Raw genomic sequence first — 19,409 nt, 5'->3', positions numbered from 1 at the left:
CCTCAAGGCGAGACGACAAAGCAGCCAACCCGACCATCGGCCCAGGAGACTAGTGCGTGTGTTCAGCATGGCGGAAAGGCACCGGCATGACGCGTTCCTGGCGGTCGTAAGGCACACCGACGTGCTTGAGGTAGTCCTCGACCGTGTGGTCGTACTGGCACACCATGACTTCGGCCCCGTACTCGGAAGACCCGTCGAAGAACTGGGCCTGGAGGTGCCGGTTGCCGAGGGAGTGCGCCACTACGCCCATTTCGTAGATGCTGCGGGCGGCGATGACCAGGACGTCGCTCGGCAGCACGGACACCACGATCAGGTTCGCGTCCTCGACGACGAGGATGTCGCCGTCGCGCAGGTCGCCGGATCCGGCCGGGAGGCGGATGCCGAGCTCTTTCCCGTGGTCCGTGGTGACGCGCTGGATGCGTTTGACCAGTTGGGCGCTGGGTAGGACGACCTTCTCCTTGTGGTGGCCGGCGTACTGTTCGGGGTCGGGCAGTTCGTGCAGGTTGCCGAGGATCTTTTCGATGATCATGTGTTTCTCCTCGGGCGATCTAGAAAAGGAAGTAGCGCTGGGCCATGGGCAGCACGTCGGAAGGCTCACAGGTGACGTCTTCGCCGTCGACCGTCACTTTGTAGGTTTCGGGGTCGACGGCGATATCGGGCGTCTCGCCGTTGAACTTCAGGTCCGCTTTGCGCAAGTTCCGGATGCCGGACACCGGGCGGATGACGCGTTCAAGGCCAAGCTCTTCCGGTACACCGGCATCGATGGCGGCCTTCGACAGGAAAGTGATGGAGGACTGCTGCAAGGCCTTGCCGTGAGTGGCGAACATCGGGCGCATGGTGCGCGGCTGCGGGGTGGGGATGGAGCCGTTGGAATCGCCCATGAGGGCGTAGGCAATCTGGCCGCCCTTGAGGACCAGTTCCGGCTTCACTCCGAAGAAGGCTGGATTCCAGAGGACGAGGTCGGCGAACTTGCCCACTTCCACGGAGCCGATGGAGTCCGCCATGCCCTGCGCGATGGCGGGGTTGATGGTGTATTTGGAGATGTAGCGCTTGATCCTGAAGTTGTCGCTTTCCCCGCCAAGGCCGTTTGCAGCGCCGTGGCTTGCACCTGACGGATCCTTGAGCACACCCCGCTGCCGCTTCATGGCGTCGGCCACTTGCCACGTGCGGATGACGACTTCGCCCACGCGGCCCATGGCCTGGGAATCCGAGGACGTCATGGAGAAGATGCCCAAGTCTTGGAGCACGTCTTCGGCGGCGATGGTTTCGGCCCGGATGCGGGAATCGGCGAACGCCACGTCTTCCGGGATGTCCGGGTTGAGGTGGTGGCACACCATGAGCATGTCCAAGTGCTCTTCGATGGTGTTGCGCGTGTACGGGAGCGTGGGGTTGGTGGACGCCGGGAGCACGTTGGTCAGTCCGGCGATCTTGATGATGTCCGGGGCGTGCCCGCCGCCCGCGCCTTCCGTGTGGAAAGTGTGGATTACGCGGCCGTCGATGGCCTTGATGGTGTCCTCCACGAATCCGCACTCGTTAAGGGTGTCGGTGTGGATGGCTACCTGGACGTCGTATTCGTCGGCTACGCGCAGGGACATGTCGATCGACGACGTCGTGGCGCCCCAGTCCTCATGGACTTTGAGGCCCACTGCTCCTGCGCGGATCTGTTCGGCGAGCGGCTCGATGGCGGACGCGTGGCCCTTGCCGAACAGGCCGATATTGATCGGCAGCCCTTCCGCGGCTTGCAGCATCCGTGAAATGTGCCATTTGCCAGGCGTGATGGTGGTCGCCTTGGTGCCTTCTGCGGGCCCCGTGCCACCGCCCACCATGGTGGTGATGCCGCTGCACAGGGCCGTGGGGACCTGGTCCGGGGAAATGTAGTGGATGTGGGTGTCGACGCCGCCTGCGGTGAGGATCTTGCCCTCTCCGGCGATCATTTCGGTGCTGGCCCCGATCACGATGTCCACGCCGTCGGCGATTTGGGGGTTGCCTGCCTTGCCGATCTTGAAGATGTGGCCGTCTTTGAGCGCCACGTCGGCCTTGTAGATTCCCGTGTAGTCGAGGACCATCACGTTCGAAATGACGGTGTCCGGGACGTCCTCATCCCGGGTCACTTGGCCGTTCTGCCCCATGCCGTCGCGGACCACCTTGCCTCCGCCGAACATGACCTCTTCGCCGTAGACCGTGTAGTCCTTCTCGATCTCAAGGAAAAGCTCGGTGTCCGCCAAGCGGATGGAATCGCCCGTCGTCGGGCCGTAGAGGTCTGCGTACTGCTTGCGCGAAATTTCGAAGCTCATTGGGCTGTCCCTTCCTTGCTGGCCCCGGGCCCTTCGGTGGCGGCAGACCCCCCGGTGGAAGCGGCAGCGCCGCCGTCGTTCTTTCCGGCGTCCGCGTCAAGGGGACCATTGACGGCGTTCCGCAGTCCGTAGACTTCGCGGCTGCCCGCAAGGGCCACGAGCCTGACGGTCTTGGAATCGCCTGGTTCGAAGCGCGCGGCCGTTCCCGCGGGGATGTCCAGCCGGCGGCCATAGGCGGCTTCGCGGTCGAAATCGAGCGCGGGGTTCGATTCGGCAAAGTGGTAATGCGAACCCACCTGGACGGGGCGGTCGCCACGGTTGACTACTTCGACGGCGATTGCCTCGCGTCCGCTGTTGCAAGCGATGGGCTCCGATTGGAGACGGTATTCACCGGGAATCATGTTGGCCTCCTAGCGGATCGGATCGTGGACGGTGACGAGCTTGGTGCCATCAGGGAAAGTCGCCTCGATCTGGACATCATGGATCATCTCGGGCACTCCCTCCATGACATCCTCACGGCGAAGCAGGGTGGTTCCGTAACTCATCAGTTCGGCAACGGTCTTGCCGTCCCGGGCGCCCTCGATCAGTTCGTAGCTGATGATCGCCACGGCTTCGGGGAAGTTGAGCTTCAGGCCGCGGGATTGCCGACGGCGGGCGAGGTCTGCCGCGACCACGATCATGAGCTTTTCCTGCTCACGGGGCAAAAGATGCATCGGTTCTCCTTAAAAGTTCTGTGCTGCAGAAGCGGACATCAGATCACTCGAGGCTCAGATAAGCCGAGGACGTCGGGGCAGCTACTACGGTTATAACGCCAAACGTCAGACATATCCAGTTCGACCTTTCACTACCCCTCCCGAACGAATTGTGACCAGCCTAAAGCCCTGAGGTTTCGGCGGGATTTCCACGCTCCTGCGGCATCACGCCTTCTTGGCGCGGTGCCTCCTGAGCTGCCACACAAGCAGGATCGCCACTACGATTACTGCCACCACAGCCGCGGCGCCCCGGCCCACCACGCGCGCCACTTCTTCGTACGAATTTCCGGCCACATAGCCGAGCGTCACGAACAAGGACCCCCAGATAATGCCGCCGCTGAAGTTCCAGAACGCGAAGCGCCGGTAGGGCATGCGGCTGAGTCCTGCGAGCGCGGGCATGACGGCACGAAAGAAGGCGGTAAACCTGCCCAGGAGCACCGCCAGGCCGCCTTTGTCCTTGAGGAAGTCTTCGGCCCTCTGCAATTGGGCGCGCCTCTTGTCCAGAATTTTCAGCGCCATCACCCGCGGGCCGAGGTGCTTGCCAATCTCGTAGCCCACGGTGTCTCCCGTGATCGCGGCAGTCACCACAATGAGGATCATGGCCCACAATTCGAAGAGCCCCCGGCTTGCAATCACGCCGCCGACCACCGCTGCCGTTTCACCGGGGATCACAAAGCCCACAAAGATTGCATCCTCAGCGAACACGAGGGCAAAAACGATGCAGGCGATCACGAGCGGGCTGGTATTCAGGAGTCCGTCCAAAAGCGCTTGCATGAAGAACAGTCTGGCAGTTGAAGGCCCACTTGGGCAGGAAGCGTTGGATCCGGCTGCCATTGCTCGTTTCGTGTTGGCCCGTCAAGAATGGTGAGTGTGAACGACAGTTTCGCTGATGCGGCCTCCCGGATGTGGCACGCAATCGGTGCCGATGATGCTGATTGGCCGGCCACTCAGCTAACGACTACCGGACCGAGGTCGGTTCTCCCGGCGGCGTTCGACGTGACAGGACTCGCGACGGGAACGGTCGCCGTCGCGACAGTGGCCGCTGATCAGTTCCTCGCAGCCCGCCGCCAGTCAGGGCCGCGAGCGGTGACGATAGACAGTCGGGAGTCGTGCGCGGCGTTCGCCTCCGAGAGGCTGTTCGCCCCGATCGGCTGGACCCGCCCACCTTTGTGGGACCCCATCGCCGGCAACTACCGCGCGGCCGACGCCTGGATCCGGCTGCACACCAACTACGCGAGCCACCGCGCCGCCGTCGAGCGCGTTCTGGGCGCCCACGACCGCGACACGGTTCAGGCCGCGGTGGCAGGGTTGCGCGCCGAAGAGTTGGAGACGGCGATCGTCGACGCGGGCGGATGTGCCGCCGTCATGCACCACCGCGGGCAATGGCTCGCTTCCGCTCCAGGGATGGCGACGGCGGACGCGCCGCCCATGTCCGTCGTCGAGCGCCCCTCGCCGGGCAACGGGATGCCGAACGCCGTCGGGCGTCTGCCCTTCGACGGGGTCCGCGTGCTGGACCTGACGCGGGTGATCGCTGGACCGGTGTGCACCAAGTTCCTCGCTGGTTACGGTGCCGACGTGCTGCGGATCGACCCGCCAGGCTTTGACGAGGTGCCCTCGTTGCTGCCTGAGACGACGCTCGGCAAACGTACCGCCGCTTTGGATCTCACTGCCCCAAGCGACCGCTCGACGTTTGAGGAACTGCTCGCGGGTGCCGATGTGCTCGTATCGGGGCTGCGGGCCGACGCCCTGAAACGCCTGGGTTACGACGACGAGGCGCTGGTCGCCGTGAACCCCGGCCTGATCATCGCCAGCCTGGACGCGTACGGGTGGGAGGGACCTTGGCGCAACCGCCGCGGCTTCGACAGCCTGGTCCAGATGAGCTGCGGGATCGCTAACGACGGAGCGACGGCCACGGGCGAAGCGGAGCCGACACCGCTTCCCGTTCAAGCGCTCGACCATGCGACCGGCTGGCTATTGGGTGCGGCCGTTGCCCGTGCCCTGACCCGGCGGCTCACCCACTCGATGACCGCCCGCATGCAGGGCTCACTCATTGGCACGGCAAACCTGCTGTACTCGCTGACCCCGCCGGACGACCACCTGGCCGTAGCTACACCGACAGACTTCACCCTGACCGCAACCACCACTCACTGGGGGCCGGCGCAACACGTGCCTCTCCCCGGTCGCATCGACGGCATCCCCGCGCGGTGGTCGCAGCAAGCCGGACCGCTCGGCCGCCACCCGGCCACGTGGGCCACGCCGTAGTTTCGCCTGGCACAGGTAAACCCCCGGAACCGAGCGGTTCCGGGGGTTTAAGGGTGGGCCCTGTGGGGATCGAACCCACGACCCACGGATTAAAAGTCCGATGCTCTACCAACTGAGCTAAAGGCCCCTGCCGACTGTAGAAACAGCCATAAATACTGTACCTCAAGCTCAAGGCCGTTTTGACACAGGCAGCACCCGCGCCGTCCTGACCTCTTTTGATCCAAACCCCGACGACGACACACGCCCACAACGGCGAGTCGCGGTGCCCACGGATTCAAAGAAGGTCAGGAAGGAACGCCCCCAGTCAAGAGTGCACGAGCGAAAACACAGGAGTAGCGTTGGGGCATGAGCGAACAATCGGGACCTCCTGTGTACGGCGGAGCAAATAGGCACCACAAGCCGAAACCCTTCGCGCCGGTTGACTTCGAGCCTTTTGCCGGTGGAGCGGACCCCGCGCGCGTGTCCGAAGCCGCGCACCTTGCCGCCCAGGCCCTCGTGCGCCGAGGCAGGGACAGTGACGATCCCAAGATCACCAGGCGCCTCGTGAAGCTCGCCGACGAGCAAGGCCTTGAAGCCATCGCCGAAATGTGGGCCGAGAGTCCCGCGCGGTCCTTGCCCGGCGCCTTGTGGCGGCTCTATGCGTTGCGCGCGGCCACCATGCAGAACTCCGAGCGCATTTCCGTGTACTTCAAAGCAGGCCGGGACACCGCCCAGGTGTCGCACGTTGTGGCGGGGGCCGCCGAGCCGCCGGGAGCCGACGAGATGAAGCAGATGGCGGATGCCATCCTTTCGGGAGCGTTCGACGGCGATTTCGACGTCGCGCTGGAACGCTCAGCCGCGTTTTGCCGCGTCGTCGCGCTCGGCCAAGCCACCTTGGCGGACAGCGCCGAGCATTCGAACGAAGGCCACGCAAGCAAGCTGACCCGGAACTCCCACCAGCTCGTGAAGACCGCCGAAGATCTGGAGCACGCGGCCAATGCATGGCGCCTCGGAGAGCTGGACTGACGTGAAATATAAGGGCGACGGGCCGTCACAACCACCCCGACCGCCAGCTGTCAATGTTGACTTAGCTCGGACGACGTAGAAAACTGAAACTGGTGTCGAACCGCGAAACCCCCGGGCTTCAACTTATAGCCGCTTCGAGCGGCCTACCGCCGAGAGGCGTATCCGGTTCGGCACCATTTTTATGCCCTTCGGCGAAGACGCCGCCCCATCCCGATCCCTCCCGCCTACCGGAAGCCAAATGAAGCTGCGTCTCTTCCCTCAAGAACCCGCCGGGTTGCAATTGTTGTCGCAAATGGCCCGCCAGATTCTTGAGGCAACAGGGACGCTTTCTGAGATCTTCGGAGCTCCTGTCGCGGAGCACGAACGGCTTGTGGAGGAGATGCACGAGCACGAGGCGAAATCCACGGATCTGCATTTCGCCCTCCTGACCCATATGCGCACGAGTTTCGTGAACCCGCTCCCCCGCGAAGACATGTATGCCCTTTCCCGTTTCCTCAACGAGGCCATGGAAAAGCTGGATGCCGCGGGTGAGCTCGTGGCCCTCTACAAACTGGACCGGGTGCCCAAGCGTGCGGCGGACCAGTTGGAGATCATCAGCCGCCAGGCGGAACTCACGGTCGATGCCATGCGCCAGCTGGACGATCTTGACGAACTCGAGGACTACTGGATCGAGGTCCTGCGGCTGGCGAAGCGTGCGGAACGCAGCCACCGGACCTGGGTGGCCGAGATGCTCCGTGACATGAAGTCCACCCAGTTTTCCAGGAATCGCGACGTAGCCAACCAACTGGTCGACGTCACCAAGGACATGCGCCGGGTCGCTACCCAGGTAGGCAGCATCATCGTCAAGGAAGCATGAGGTGGCGGTCGCGTTCTACGCCCTTGTGGTGGTACTGGCGGCTGGCTTCGCATTCCTGAACGGCTTCCGCGACGTCTCCACCGCCGTCGCACTCTCTGTGCGGACGCGTGCCCTCACTCCGTCTGTAGCCGTCGTGTTGGCGGCTGTCTTCAACTTTGCCGGTGTACTGCTCAGCGGCGGATTCGCACTGATTTTCAGCCAGTCGTGGGTGGTCCTGCCCCCGGGAATGACCGGCCTGACTGTGCTCACCGCAGGGCTGTGCAGCGCCATCCTTTGGGGAATCTACGCTTGGTGGCGCGGTGTGCCGCTCTCGTCAACCCACGCTTTAGTGGGAGGCCTGGTGGGCGCCGGAGCCGCCAGCGCCGTGATGGGTGGCAGCTCCGTCAACGGGGTAGACGATATCCTGCTGGCACAAGTGGTCTTGCCGCTGCTGCTGTCCCCCGTGATTGCCTTCCTCGGCGCCTACCTGCTCGTGTGGCCTGTCACGTGGGCCGCGCGCTACACCCAGCCCGACGTCGTGCATAGCCGCTTCCGTCATGCACAATCCGTCTCGGCCGCTGCCGTCGCGTTCGGCCACGGACTGCAGGACGGGCAGCGATCCGTAGCGGTGATCCTGTTGGGCGCCGTTGCGGCCGGGGTGTCCGGCCCCAACGACCTCCCGGTCTGGGTCATCCTGCTGACGGCTGTCATGCTCACGGCGGGAACGCTTTGCGGCGGCTGGCGCATCTCGTACACCCTCGGCTACAAGCTCACGAGGGTCGACCCAATGCGGGGATTCATAGCCCAGAGCCTGACCTCGCTGATGCTGTTCGTCGGCGCCATCGGATTCCACTTGCCGCTTTCCACCACGCACACGGTCACGTCGGCAGTGCTTGGCGCAGGAACCAACCAGAACTTTTCGGTCACCAACCGCCGGATGGTGCTGCGCATACTGGGATTCTGGGTCGCGACGCCGATCGTCACCGCCGTGGTGGCGTTCGTCGTCGGGCTGGCGCTCTCGCCGCTGTCGCACTGACTTGAGGAGTCGTCCAGGCACGCGAAAGCCCGACGCCGGCAGTCACCTCGGAAGGTGACGGTCGCCGTCGGGCTTTTAGGGAGCCGCTGGGGCCTTATCCGAACCGGCCGGAGACGTAGTCCTCGGTGGCCTTCTGGGACGGGTTGTTGAAGATGGTGGTGGTGTCAGCGAACTCGATGAGCTTGCCCGGCTTGCCGGTGCCGGCGATGTTGAAGAACGCCGTCTTGTCGGAAACACGTGCAGCCTGCTGCATGTTGTGCGTCACGATCACCACGGTGTATTCGTCCTTGAGCTCGTTGATGAGGTCTTCGACGGCCAAAGTGGAGATCGGGTCCAGCGCGGAACAGGGTTCGTCCATGAGGATGACCTGCGGTTCCACTGCGATCGCACGGGCGATGCAGAGCCGCTGCTGCTGGCCGCCTGAGAGGCCGGAGCCCGGTTTCTCGAGGCGGTCCTTGACCTCGTTCCACAGGTTGGCGCCGCGCAGGGACTTCTCCACGAGCGCGTCGGCCGCGCCCTTGCTGATCTTCCTGTTGTTCAGCTTCACGCCGGCCAGCACGTTGTCGCGGATGGACATGGTGGGGAACGGGTTGGGCCGCTGGAAGACCATGCCAACCTGGGTGCGGACCGTCACGGGGTCCACGCCGGGGCCGTAGAGGTTGTCGCCGTCGAGCAGGACTTCACCCTCGACGCGCGCCCCGGGCAGTACTTCGTGCATGCGGTTGAGGGTGCGCAGGAAGGTGGACTTTCCACAGCCGGACGGGCCGATGAACGCCGTCACCGATTTGGCTTCAATGTTGATGTTGACGCCTTCAACAGCCAGGAAGCTGCCGTAGTAGACGTTCAGATCCTTGACGTCGATCCGCTTAGACATGGTGTTCCTTCGGTGCTGTGGTTGGAAGTGTGCGGGTGGCCTGGCGGGTCAACGGCCGGCCTTGGGGGCGAAGATCCGGGCGATCAGCCTGGCGCCGAGGTTCAGGAGCATCACCAGGATGATCAGGACCAGTGCGGCACCCCATGCCCGCTGGCTCGACGGGTCCGGGTTGGACGGCGAGGTCGGGTTCAGGATCTGCGTGTAGATGAACGTAGGCAGCGAGGCCATCCAGCCGCCGAACACGTTGTTGTTGATGGTGGTGGCGAAACCGGCGGTGACGAGGATCGGGGCAGTCTCGCCAATCACGCGGGCGATCGCCAAGGTGACGCCGGACGCGATGCCGGAGATCGCCGTCGGGATGACCACCTTGAGGATGGTGCGCCACTTGCGGACGCCCAGCGCGTAGGCAGCCTCGCGGAGCTCGTTCGGGACGATCTTGAGCATTTCCTCGCTGGAGCGGACCACCACCGGGATCATCAGTACTGAAAGCGCGACGGCGGCGACCGCACCGGTCTTGGTGCCGGGGCCGACCACGGCGAAGAAGAACGCTGCAGAGAAGAGGCCTGCCACGATGGAGGGGATTCCGGTCATGACGTCGACGAAGAACGTGATGGCGCGGGCGAGGGCCCGGTCATTGCCGTATTCCACCAAGTAGATCGCGGTCAGCAAGCCCACCGGAACCGAGATGACCGTGGCGAGCAGCGTGATCTGCACCGTGCCCAGGACAGCGTGGTAGATGCCACCGAGGACCTTCGTGCCGTCGTCCACGCTCTTGTTGTCGAGGGAACCTGTGACGCCGTTCATGGATGTGGTCAGGAAGCCGGGGGTGATGATGCCCGGGATGCCGTTCACAAGGACGGTCCAGATCACCGAAATCAGGGGCAGCAGGGCCACCAGGAACGAACCGACGATGAGGCACGTGGCGAGCTTGTCGCGCGCCTTGCGGCCGCCTTCGACCACTGCGCTCCAGCCGACCAGGCCGATCGCGAAGAGGATGGCGGACACGAGGCCCCAGCCGAAGGCGTTGAAGCCGATCAATGCAAGGATCGCTGCGCCGAGAACCAGGGCGACGGCCAGGACGACGTACGGTGCGAACGCGGGCAACTGGCCCTTGGTAAGTGCGGAGCGTTTGCGCGCTACGGGGGCTGTGACAGTCATTAGTTGGCTCCCGAAAATTCTTTGTGCCTGGAGATGATCCAGCGTGCAATCATGTTGACACCGAGCGTGATGACGAACAATACCAAACCGGCTGCGATCAACGTGCTGACCTTGAGTCCGCTGGCTTCAGGGAAGTTCAAGGCGATTTCCGCGGCAATGGTCTGGTTGCCGGTCTGGATCAGGCTTGCGGTCAGGGCACCGGAGGACAGGACCAGCGCGACGGCCATGGTCTCGCCAAGTGCACGGCCGAGGCCCAGCATGATCGCGCTTACGATACCCGGGCGGCCGAACGGCAAAACGGCCATCTTGATCATTTCCCAGCGGGTCGCGCCGAGGGCCAGGGCGGCTTCCTCGTGGAGCTTCGGGGTCTGCAGGAAGATCTCACGCGACAGGGAAGTGATGATCGGCAGGACCATGACGGAGAGGACGATGCTCGCGGTCAGGATGGTCTTGCCGGTAGCCGAGGCGGGGCCTTGGAAAATCGGCAGCCAGCCCATGTAGGTGGCCAGCCAGCCGTAAGCCGGCGAAATTTGGGGGGCAAGGAATGCCGCACCCCAGGCGCCGTAGACCACGGAAGGAATGGCCGCGAGAAGGTCCACGACGTAGCCAAGACCCGAAGCAAGCCTGCGGGGCGCGTAGTGCGAGATGAACAGGGCAACGCCGATGGCGACGGGGGTTGCAATCACAAGAGCGATGACGGCGGCAATCAGGGTGCCAACCACGATCGGCCCGATGTAGGCGAAGAAGCCCTGGCCGCCTTGGATGTCTGAGGGCGGAGCCACGAGCGCCGGAATGGCCTGGATGACGAGGAAAAGTGCGACGCCGAAGAGAACCACGAGGATCAGGCATCCCGCAGCCAGGGTGGCTCCGGAGAAGACCTTGTCCCCGGCGCGTCCGGCACCTTGGGAAGTGGTCAAGGAGTTGGTGGTCACTTCACGATCCTTCAGATTCACTCAAAAATGGCCAAGTTCCCCGCCCCGCCCGGTGATGTTTCACCAGCGCGGGACAGGGAACCTCGATATTCAGGGTAGTGGTGCTGCGGTCCGCAGCACCACTACTCCATTGTGGTCCTTAGGCCTTGGCCTTGATGGAGTCAACAGCAGCCTTTGCCTTGTCCTGCAGCGCCTTGGAGAGCGGAGCGGACTTGGCGGAGCCGGCGGCGGCCTGCTGGCCGGCGTCGGAGACTACGTAGCTCTCGAATGCCTTGACCAGGTCAGCGGTTGCCTGCTTGTCGTAGGTGGTGCAGACGACGTGGTACGAAACCAGGACGACCGGGTAGGCCGAGGAATCCGTGGTGGTGCGGTCGAGCTTGATGGAAAGGTCGCCGGCCGGGCGGCCTGCAACGGGCTTGCCCAGTTCAACGGCCTTGGCGGCAGCGTCGGCGGAGATCTTGACGAAGTCCGAGCCAACCTTGATCTGCGCGGTGCCGAGCTTGCCGGAAACTGCGGAATCGTCAGCGTAGGTCACGGCACCAGGGGTGTCGGTGACCGTCTTGACGACGCCGGAGGTGCCCTTGGCGTTCTCGCCCTTCAAGGATGCAGGCCACAGGCCGGCAGCCTTGTCGGTCCAGACGGAGGGAGCGGCGGATGCCAGGTAGTCCGTGAAGTTCTGGGTGGTTCCGGAGTCGTCAGAGCGGTTGACCGGGGTGACCTTGAGGTCCGGAAGCGTGACGCCGGCGTTCAGGGCGGCGATTGCCGGGTCGTTCCAGTTGGTGATCTGGCCACGGAAGATCTTGGCAACCGTGGTGGCGTCGAGCTTCAAGTCCTTGACGTTCGGGATGTTGAAGGCTACGGCGATCGGCGAGATGTAGACCGGGATGTTGATGGCGCCGTCGGTGCCGCACTTGGTCTTGGAGCTGGCCAGCTCAGCGTCGGTCAGGTAGGCGTCAGAGCCTGCGAACTGCGCGGAGCCGTCGAGGATGGCCTTGCGGCCTGCGCCCGAGCCGTCCGGGGAATACTGGACCGTGGCACCCGGGTTCGCCGAAGCGAAGTTGGTCTTCCAGGCGTCCATTGCGGCGCCCTGCGCCGAGGAGCCGATGCCGGTCAGGGTGCCGGTGACCTTGACGCCTGCGGCGCTCTGGGTAGCTGCCGGGGCGCCGGTTGCGTTGTCTGAACCGCAAGCGGTCAGCGCAAGGGCGCCGACTGCGAGGACCGCGATTGCCGCGTTGCGGCCGAAGCGAGTTGCCTTCACTGGGATGTACCCCTTCCAGGGATTCTCTGATGCGTACCGAGGGAGAAAGTCGGCATACGAAAGATTTGCGTACGAGTTTGTACCTTTATTGACGGTATGAGCCGCAGGTAACGGGATCGGCGGTCCAAAGTGAACGGCAGATGAACGGCTGTGGACCATTGGCTTACAAGTGCAGCGTCGCCCTTGCGCTTGGCACGCCGTGAGGGATTAAGTGACGCCCCTCACTTTCCGGCTCCCACGGCGTGCCGCACCCCGCACGCCGCTCCTGAATAGACTTGAGCCATGACCGCCCCACAAGGACTTTCAACAAGCAAGAAATTCCTGCGGGCGCGGCTGCGCACCGGCTTCGTCCGCAGCAGGAACTCCCTGGTTCCGGCCGTCCAGATGACCGTCTGCGCGGTGGGCGCCTACGCGTTCGCCGAATACATCCTGGGGCATACAGGACCCCTTTTCGCCGCAACTTCGTCGCTGATCGCGCTCGGCTTCTCGCGGGATCCGCGGCTTCGCCGGGTCGTGGAGGTCGGGCTTGGCTGCACCCTCGGGATCGTCATCGGCGATCTGCTGCTCCACTGGCTGGGTTCGGGGATCTGGCAAGCCGCCGTCGTGCTCCTCTTCTCCATCCTGCTGGCCCGGTTCCTGGACAGCGGCACCATCTTCACCACCCAACTTGGCCTGCAATCGCTCCTCGTGGTCTTGCTGCCCGCGCCGGCCGGGGGGCCTTTCACCCGCAGCATCGACGCCGTGGTGGGCGGGGTTTTCGCGCTGCTCGTCACCATGCTGGTACCGAAGGACCCGCGACGGGAGCCGCGCCAGGACGTCCGCAAACTCCTCCACGAACTCTCGGAGGTCCTCCGTGAGTGTGCCGACGCATTGATCAACAGCGATTCGACCCAGGCCTGGCATGCGCTCATCCGTGGCCGGAATTGCCAGCCCCTCGTGGACCGGATGCGCCAATCCCTCAAAGCCTCGGGTGAGGTGGCGACGCTCGCCCCGGCGTACCGGCGGCACCGCGACGAATTGACCATGCTGGAGGAATCGCTGGATTCCATCGACCTCGCCCTCCGCAACGGCCGGGTGTTCGCACGGAGACTCACGAGCGCCATCAACCATGCAGCATTGACGGACGAGGCGACGGACAGCATTTCCGAGGTCCTGCAGGACACTTCTGCCGCCGTCGAGGAATTGTCGCTCGGCCTCGCGGAAGTGCACGACGGCGCCCGCCGCGCCCACCTACGCGGCGCGCGGCAGGACTTGGCCGACATTGCCACCCGGCTGCACCCCAAGATCCTGCATGTGCAGAAGCTCGAGGGCGAAACAGTGGTGATGCTCTTCCGCCCGCTGATGGTGGACCTGCTCGAAGCCGCGGGCATGGATCCCCGGGAAGCAAGGGACGTGCTTCCTCCCTTGCAGTGAGGCGTGCCTGACTGTCCTACCCCTCCACTAGCCTTGTACGCATGGCTTCCAAGACCTCACGCACCTCAAAGACACCCGCGTACAAATGTGCCGAATGCGGGTGGACCACGGTCAAGTGGGTGGGCCGCTGCGGTGAATGCCAGGCGTGGGGCACCGTGGAAGAATCCGGCGCCACAGTTGCGCGTACGACGGCGGCAACAACAGTTTTGGAGCCGGCCCGCCGGATTGCCGAGGTAGACGGGACCACGGCCGCGTTCCTGCCCACCGGCGTCGACGAACTGGACCGCGTCCTGGGTGGAGGGCTGGTTCCGGGCGCGGTGATCCTGCTTGCGGGGGAACCCGGCGTCGGGAAATCCACCCTCCTGCTGGACGTCGCGGCGAAGTTCGCCCGCACGGGCCAGGACGTCCTGTACGTCACGGGCGAGGAATCGGCGGCCCAGGTCAAGCTCCGTGCGGAACGGATCGACGCGGTGGCGCATACCCTCTATCTCTCCGCGGAAACGGACCTCGGACAGGCGCTGGGGCAAGTGGAGAAGCTTGAGCCGAAGCTGCTGATCGTGGACTCGGTGCAGACACTCAGCAGCGCCGACGTTGAAGGCAGCGCTGGCGGCGTTTCACAGGTCCGGGAGGTCGCGGCGTCCATCATCGCAGCCGCAAAGCGACGCAACATGACTACCCTGCTGGTTGGCCACGTGACCAAGGACGGCTCCATTGCCGGTCCTCGCCTCCTGGAGCACTTGGTGGACGTCGTGTGCCAGTTCGAAGGCGAGCGCCATTCCCGCTTGCGTTTGTTGCGCGCGGTCAAGAACCGCTACGGCGCCACGGACGACGTCGGCTGTTTTGACCTTAACGAAACCGGCATTGAAGGCCTAGCCGATCCGAGCGGCCTTTTTGTGTCCCGGACGCGCGAGCCGGTGTCCGGCACCTGCATCACCGTGACCATGGAAGGGCGGCGCCCGCTGCTGGCCGAGGTGCAGTCGCTCTTGGCCGAAAGTGCCAGCTCGCAGCCGCGCAGGGCGACGAGCGGCTTGGACAGCTCGCGTGTCGCCATGCTCCTGGCAGTGCTCCAACAGCGGGGTGGCTGCATCCTGCACAAGGACGACTCCTACGTGGCCACTGTCGGAGGGGTGAAACTGAGCGAGCCGGCAACCGACCTGGCGGTGGCGCTTGCCGTGGCCTCGGCAAAGGCGCGCAAAGCTCTGCCGCAGCGGCTGATTGCCTTCGGCGAGGTTGGCCTGGCCGGCGAGGTCCGGCCGGTTCCGGGGATCAACCAGCGCATCCACGAGGCGCAGCGGCTTGGTTTCACCCACGCGGTGGTGCCCGCCAGCCCCAACGGACCGGGGCCCGTCCCCGAGGGTTTCTCGGTCCGGGAGGTGGCACACCTGGCGGAGGCCTTGGAGCTCCTGATCACCTGATATGTAGTTCTCATTTGTCAAGAGCGTGAGGAAGCGGTCCGCGGGCTGGGTTGCCTGGGACCGCTTCCTTTTTTGTTCCTCCGGGAGGAGCCGTTGGGTGTGGTCAGCGTGTCGTTGGCGACTGCGCGGTTAGACTGATATGCGCGGGTTGGGTACCGCAGGACGATGTGTTCGGCTGGAGGTTACCGCTGGTCTAGCAATGACGGGCGTGGCCTCGTTTCGGGTTGCCCATAGGTGTATCGCGGGTTTACTCCACGCGCTGCAAGGAACCACTGTCCAACTGGTCGTTCCCGGGGGGTATTTGGTGTTTGCTGCCTTGGATGAGGCTGGCAAGTGCTTGTCGAAATCAGGGGCTGGCCGGATGTGTGCCGGTGGCCAGGGACCAGCACCAGCCGGAGAGTTCGCGGGCGATGGCGACGTTGGCGATGACCGGGCGTTTGCGGCGTTCGAGGTAGCTGAGCCAGCGTTCGTGCAAGCGCCGGTTCCCGGCATGTCCCCGGGTTCGTGCTTCGGAGGTGGCTTCTTCCCAGCGTGAACGCATGAGCCGGGAGGGGTTGTTATATGGCCTGCGGTGGTGCCAGGCCGCTTCAACGAGCAGCCGGCGGGCGTGGCTGTTGCCTGTTTTCGTGATGGAACCCTGCGATCGGGATTGTCCGGAAGAATGCTCCGTCGGGACCAGGCCAAGGTAAGCGCCGATTGTGGAGCCGGTGAACCGGTCCCAGTCGCCGATCTCCACGGCCAGTCCAAATGCGGTCAGCGTGGAGATGCCGCGCAGGCATTGGAGGGCGCGGACAACCGGAGTGTATTCGCTTCCATATGCCATCGCTGTGATCGCTTGGTCGAGGCGGTCACGGCGGTCTGAGATCTCATGCATCGCCTCAAGGGAGGACTCGTAGGTCAGCTGCCGGGCCGGTGCGTCGAAGCGCTGGCGGGCCAGCCAGAGTTCATGGGTGCCAGTCCAGGCTTGCCCGCCGGAATAGACGATGCCTTGGCGCAACAGCAGTTTGGAAATCCGGTGCCGGGAACGCATCAGATCGCCGCGAACGTCTTCGCGGGAGCGGACCAGATCCCGTGCTGCTTCTTGGTCCGCTGATGGAATTCTTACCCCGGTGACCTCGCCCAGCTTCAGCAGCCGGGCCAGATGCAGTGCATCCTTCGCGTCGGTTTTTACCCGGTCCCCGGACGGGCGCTGGAGCTTCGATGGTGCCGCGACCACTGTCTCGATTCCGGAGGCCAGCAGGAACCGGGCCAGGCCGAAGCCGGTCGGTCCTGCCTCGTAAACGACTCTGACCGGTGATGGCAGGGAGAGAATCCAGGCGAGAATTTCACCATGATCCGGAGTCATCCGGTGCAGAAGGACTTCGCCGGTCTGCGCGTCTAACGCGCATGAGACAACGGTGCGGGCATGGACATCCAAGCCGACGCTTGTACGCTCGAACATAGCTGGAACCTCCAAATTTCAAATGTGGCTCTACCTGTTCGCCAAGTGTGGCAGGCAACCCACGTCTTGCTTTGAAAAGGAGGTTCCAGCCCCCGGACCACATTTCCCGGACCCTTCTAATAGAGGGCCATCAGCGCCGGAACAAGATCCGGAGCGTCCAACAACCCGTCATCGGGGACGGGGGACCAAAAAGCTGGACGCTCCGGAAACGGTCCGGCGACAATGGGCCTTCAGAAGGGTCCAGAGGCTCCACGGGGGTTTCGCCTAAGCCGGCCACCTCCTGCTACATATCGTCTAGCGGGTGGCTTGGCTTCGGAGTGTCAGGCTTCGACGTCCCACGGGACATGCCCCCTGCTCGAACCAAGCACTGGACATAACGGCATTATGTCCAGTCCTCGACCGATTCGAGGGGCATGTCCGGTGGATTACTATTTCGCGGGGTTGTGCGTGCCGATCGGGACCAGTGTGAGCTTCGGGTGGTTCTTCTCGATGCGGCGGAGAGCCCAGACATCGTTGAACAACGCGAGGTATTCCCCGTCGGACCTCAACAGCACCTCAGCGCCCGGGACGTTGGCGAGCGTCGGCATGGCGTCCGCCGTCGAGATCCTCGCCATCGAGTACGGGAGCCGCTCCAAGCGCATAGGTGCGTTGAAGTCGTGTGCCATGCGGTCTTCCACCACCTCGAACTGCATCGGACCGACTGCGGCGAGCACGGGTGCCTGATCGCCCCGGACGTCGGAACGGAGCACCTGGATGACGCCTTCGTGCTCAAGCTGTTCGATGCCGCGGCGGAACTGCTTGAAACGGCTGGGGTCCTTGGACCGGGCCACTTGGAAATGCTCGGGCGCAAAGAGCGGAATGGCGGGGAATTCCACGGGTTCGTCCAGGAACAGGCTGTCTCCCACACGGAGCGAGGACGCGTTCACCAAACCCACGACGTCCCCGGGGTAGGCCTCGTCGATGACTTCCCGTTCACGCCCGAAAACCTGCTGGGCGTACTTGGTGGCGAACGACTTGCCGGTGCGTGTCTGCGTGACCACCATGCCGCGCTCGAAAACGCCGGAGCACACACGGATGAATGCGACGTGGTCGCGGTGGGCCTTGTTCATGCCGGCCTGGACCTTGAAGACGAACCCGGCGAAAGGAGCATCAACGGAACGGGGTTCGCCGTCGACATCCGGACGGGGTGCGGCCGGAGGCGCGAAATCCACCAAGGCATCCAAGATCTCCTTGACCCCGAAGTTCAGGGCCGCCGAGCTAAAGAGGATGGGGGTTGCCGTCCCGGCGTGGAAGCTCTCCACGTTGAATTCGAGGTTGGATTCGATCACCAATCCGGCTTCGTCGACGGCGTCGCTCCAGTTGTTGCCCTGGGTTTCGGCCGCTTCTTCCGGGGTGAAGTACTCGGTGATGGCGATGTTGGCGCCGGCGTTGTTGCGTGCGAACCGCGCGAAGCGGTCGTTCCGCAGGTCCCAGACTCCGCGGAAGTCGCCCGAAATGCCCACGGCCCACGTCAAGGGCATGGGCTGGAGGCCGGTGCGCTCGGTGATCTCGTCCATCAGGGCGAGGGCATCCAGGCCCGGACGGTCCCATTTGTTGATCACCGTAATGATCGGCAGGTTCCGCTGCTTGCAGACCTCGAACAGCTTCATGGTCTGTGTTTCCAGGCCCTTGGCGGCGTCCACCAGCATCACTGCGCAATCGACGGCCGCCAGGACGCGGTAGGTGTCCTCTGAGAAGTCGGCGTGGCCCGGGGTGTCCAACAGGTTGATGACAGTGTCCCGGTAGGAGAACTGCAATGCCGCTGAGCTGATGGAAATGCCGCGGTCCTTTTCCATCTGCATCCAGTCGGAAACGGTTTCCTTGCGGTTAGCCTTGCCGCTCGACGCACCCGCGGTGCCGATGACTTTGGCGTGCAGTGCGAGGGCTTCCGTGAGCGTGGACTTGCCGGCGTCAGGGTGCGAAATGACCGCGAAAGTCCGACGCCGGGAGGCCTCATGGTGAATTTCCTGGACTCGGGCGGGGCTCAGGACTTCTTGGGACACGGTGCTACTTTCGCTGCGATCGGGGCGTAGCCCGCACTGGAATGACGGGCCGAACGTGGATTGGAGGCTGGATACGGGCCCCGTGCCGGCCGGGAGCCAGCTCAGGAAGCGGCACGATTTGTGCGCAGCCAAGACACCAAGTTTATCGCAGGCCGGGCCCACGCCGGCGGCAGGGTCCAAGGCCGGCGCTTAACAGGATCGAAACGAGGTGCACAAACCACCGAAACGACCCGCCGATAGTTTGAGTCAATGGTGGACATGTCCGGCCCGCGTTGGAGCCGATCGCCAGGAAGACACCCGAGCTGCCGGCTTGGCATGAAAGGAACAGGGCATCGATGAAACCAGGGAATGACTTGTTCTACGATCCCCTCGGACCCTCCCCCGCGGCGGACTCCACCGGGTTCGCCGAAGCGAACTCCACGGCCGCCAGGAGACGGCCCCGGCAGGCACACCACCCGGACGCCGGCACAGGCGGAACCCACGCTCCCGCGAGGCAGTCGCATCCGGACGCGGGAAGGGCTGCGGCCCGGGAAGCCGCGCTGCAAAGCGTACGACGCGACCTTGAGCGGCTCGCACGCCTCCGGACGGCTCCGTGAGGGCCCCGGGATGCGAGCCCAAAGTGGCCGTGCGCCGTCCGCCGTCGAACGCGTTTCGAAGCCCTCGCCACATAACCCTCTTTGGGGCACTTTAAG

The 19,409-nt window shown here is 64.2% G+C and carries 18 protein-coding genes and 1 tRNA gene; 7 read left to right on the top strand and 12 right to left on the bottom strand.

Going from position 1 to position 19,409, the window contains the following annotated elements:
* Positions 1-49 precede the first annotated feature (49 nt).
* From ureE to KNN17_RS01490, 5 genes are all read right to left on the bottom strand, one after another.
* Entirely contained in the window at positions 50-529 is a 480-nt protein-coding gene (ureE, locus tag KNN17_RS01510) for an urease accessory protein UreE (protein ID WP_241707178.1), read from the bottom strand.
* A gap of 19 nt (positions 530-548) precedes the next feature.
* Positions 549-2,294 (bottom strand): urease subunit alpha, encoded by a 1,746-nt coding sequence (ureC, locus tag KNN17_RS01505; protein ID WP_241707177.1) that lies wholly within the window; start codon positions 2,292-2,294, stop codon positions 549-551.
* Positions 2,291-2,695, bottom strand: coding sequence for an urease subunit beta (locus tag KNN17_RS01500; RefSeq protein ID WP_241707176.1), 405 nt, complete (start codon positions 2,693-2,695; stop codon positions 2,291-2,293). Before KNN17_RS01500 ends, ureC begins: the two co-directional genes overlap by 4 nt.
* 9 nt (positions 2,696-2,704) lie before the next feature.
* Entirely contained in the window at positions 2,705-3,007 is a 303-nt protein-coding gene (locus tag KNN17_RS01495; RefSeq protein WP_078106942.1) for an urease subunit gamma, read from the bottom strand.
* A gap of 204 nt (positions 3,008-3,211) precedes the next feature.
* Positions 3,212-3,820, bottom strand: coding sequence for a DedA family protein (locus tag KNN17_RS01490; protein ID WP_241707175.1), 609 nt, complete (start codon positions 3,818-3,820; stop codon positions 3,212-3,214).
* A 96-nt stretch (positions 3,821-3,916) separates the two neighbouring features.
* On the opposite strand from KNN17_RS01490, the gene KNN17_RS22500 reads away from it, so the two are divergent.
* Positions 3,917-5,308, top strand: coding sequence for a CoA transferase (locus KNN17_RS22500; RefSeq protein ID WP_241707174.1), 1,392 nt, complete (start codon positions 3,917-3,919; stop codon positions 5,306-5,308).
* Positions 5,309-5,362: 54 nt separating this feature from the next.
* Here the strand turns inward: KNN17_RS22500 and KNN17_RS01480 are convergent.
* Positions 5,363-5,435, bottom strand: a tRNA-Lys gene (locus tag KNN17_RS01480).
* Positions 5,436-5,653: 218 nt separating this feature from the next.
* Between KNN17_RS01480 and KNN17_RS01475 the strand changes: the two genes are divergently transcribed.
* The 3 genes from KNN17_RS01475 (at position 5,654) to KNN17_RS01465 (ending at position 8,184) form a co-directional block, all read left to right on the top strand.
* Positions 5,654-6,313: a hypothetical protein gene (locus KNN17_RS01475; protein WP_078106945.1), complete on the top strand. Its 660-nt coding sequence runs from the start codon at positions 5,654-5,656 to the stop codon at positions 6,311-6,313.
* 238 nt (positions 6,314-6,551) lie between these two features.
* A complete protein-coding gene (locus KNN17_RS01470; protein ID WP_078106946.1) occupies positions 6,552-7,169 on the top strand; it encodes a DUF47 domain-containing protein in 618 nt (205 codons plus the stop codon).
* A 1-nt stretch (position 7,170) separates the two neighbouring features.
* Positions 7,171-8,184 carry an inorganic phosphate transporter gene (locus tag KNN17_RS01465; protein WP_241707173.1) on the top strand — a complete coding sequence of 338 codons (1,014 nt, stop codon included), beginning with the start codon at positions 7,171-7,173 and terminating at the stop codon, positions 8,182-8,184.
* 94 nt (positions 8,185-8,278) lie between these two features.
* Here the strand turns inward: KNN17_RS01465 and pstB are convergent, their stop codons facing one another.
* The 4 genes from pstB to pstS form a co-directional block, all read right to left on the bottom strand.
* Positions 8,279-9,058, bottom strand: coding sequence for a phosphate ABC transporter ATP-binding protein PstB (gene pstB, locus KNN17_RS01460; protein WP_078106948.1), 780 nt, complete (start codon positions 9,056-9,058; stop codon positions 8,279-8,281).
* A gap of 48 nt (positions 9,059-9,106) precedes the next feature.
* Entirely contained in the window at positions 9,107-10,216 is a 1,110-nt protein-coding gene (pstA, locus tag KNN17_RS01455; RefSeq protein ID WP_241707172.1) for a phosphate ABC transporter permease PstA, read from the bottom strand.
* On the bottom strand, positions 10,216-11,148 hold the full coding sequence (gene pstC / locus KNN17_RS01450) for a phosphate ABC transporter permease subunit PstC (protein ID WP_241707171.1): 933 nt from the start codon (positions 11,146-11,148) through the stop codon (positions 10,216-10,218). Before pstC ends, pstA begins: the two co-directional genes overlap by 1 nt.
* A 139-nt stretch (positions 11,149-11,287) precedes the next feature.
* Complete coding sequence (pstS, locus tag KNN17_RS01445) at positions 11,288-12,406, bottom strand: phosphate ABC transporter substrate-binding protein PstS (protein ID WP_241707170.1); 1,119 nt, start codon at positions 12,404-12,406, stop codon at positions 11,288-11,290.
* A 282-nt stretch (positions 12,407-12,688) separates the two neighbouring features.
* On the opposite strand from pstS, the gene KNN17_RS01440 reads away from it, so the two are divergent.
* Both KNN17_RS01440 and radA read left to right on the top strand, forming a co-directional pair.
* The gene (locus KNN17_RS01440; RefSeq protein WP_078106952.1) at positions 12,689-13,819 is read left to right on the top strand and encodes an FUSC family protein; all 1,131 of its coding nucleotides are present in this window, start codon (positions 12,689-12,691) and stop codon (positions 13,817-13,819) included.
* 41 nt (positions 13,820-13,860) lie between these two features.
* The gene (gene radA, locus KNN17_RS01435) at positions 13,861-15,234 is read left to right on the top strand and encodes a DNA repair protein RadA (protein ID WP_078106953.1); all 1,374 of its coding nucleotides are present in this window, start codon (positions 13,861-13,863) and stop codon (positions 15,232-15,234) included.
* 346 nt (positions 15,235-15,580) lie between these two features.
* Here radA and KNN17_RS01430 read toward each other — a convergent pair whose 3' ends face one another.
* Both KNN17_RS01430 and KNN17_RS01425 read right to left on the bottom strand, forming a co-directional pair.
* Positions 15,581-16,675, bottom strand: coding sequence for an IS110 family transposase (locus tag KNN17_RS01430; RefSeq protein ID WP_241707169.1), 1,095 nt, complete (start codon positions 16,673-16,675; stop codon positions 15,581-15,583).
* Between the two features lie 428 nt (positions 16,676-17,103).
* The gene (locus tag KNN17_RS01425) at positions 17,104-18,717 is read right to left on the bottom strand and encodes a peptide chain release factor 3 (RefSeq protein ID WP_078106955.1); all 1,614 of its coding nucleotides are present in this window, start codon (positions 18,715-18,717) and stop codon (positions 17,104-17,106) included.
* A gap of 335 nt (positions 18,718-19,052) precedes the next feature.
* Here KNN17_RS01425 and KNN17_RS01420 point away from each other — a divergent pair, with 335 nt between their 5' ends.
* Positions 19,053-19,313, top strand: coding sequence for a hypothetical protein (locus tag KNN17_RS01420; protein ID WP_078106956.1), 261 nt, complete (start codon positions 19,053-19,055; stop codon positions 19,311-19,313).
* The last annotated feature ends 96 nt before the right edge of the window (positions 19,314-19,409 follow it).

It is taken from the genome of Arthrobacter bambusae (assembly GCF_022606295.1).
GTDB lineage: Bacteria > Actinomycetota > Actinomycetes > Actinomycetales > Micrococcaceae > Arthrobacter > Arthrobacter bambusae_A.
Note: the sequence above shows the minus strand (reverse complement) of the source record. Positions and strands in the feature narration are given on the sequence as shown.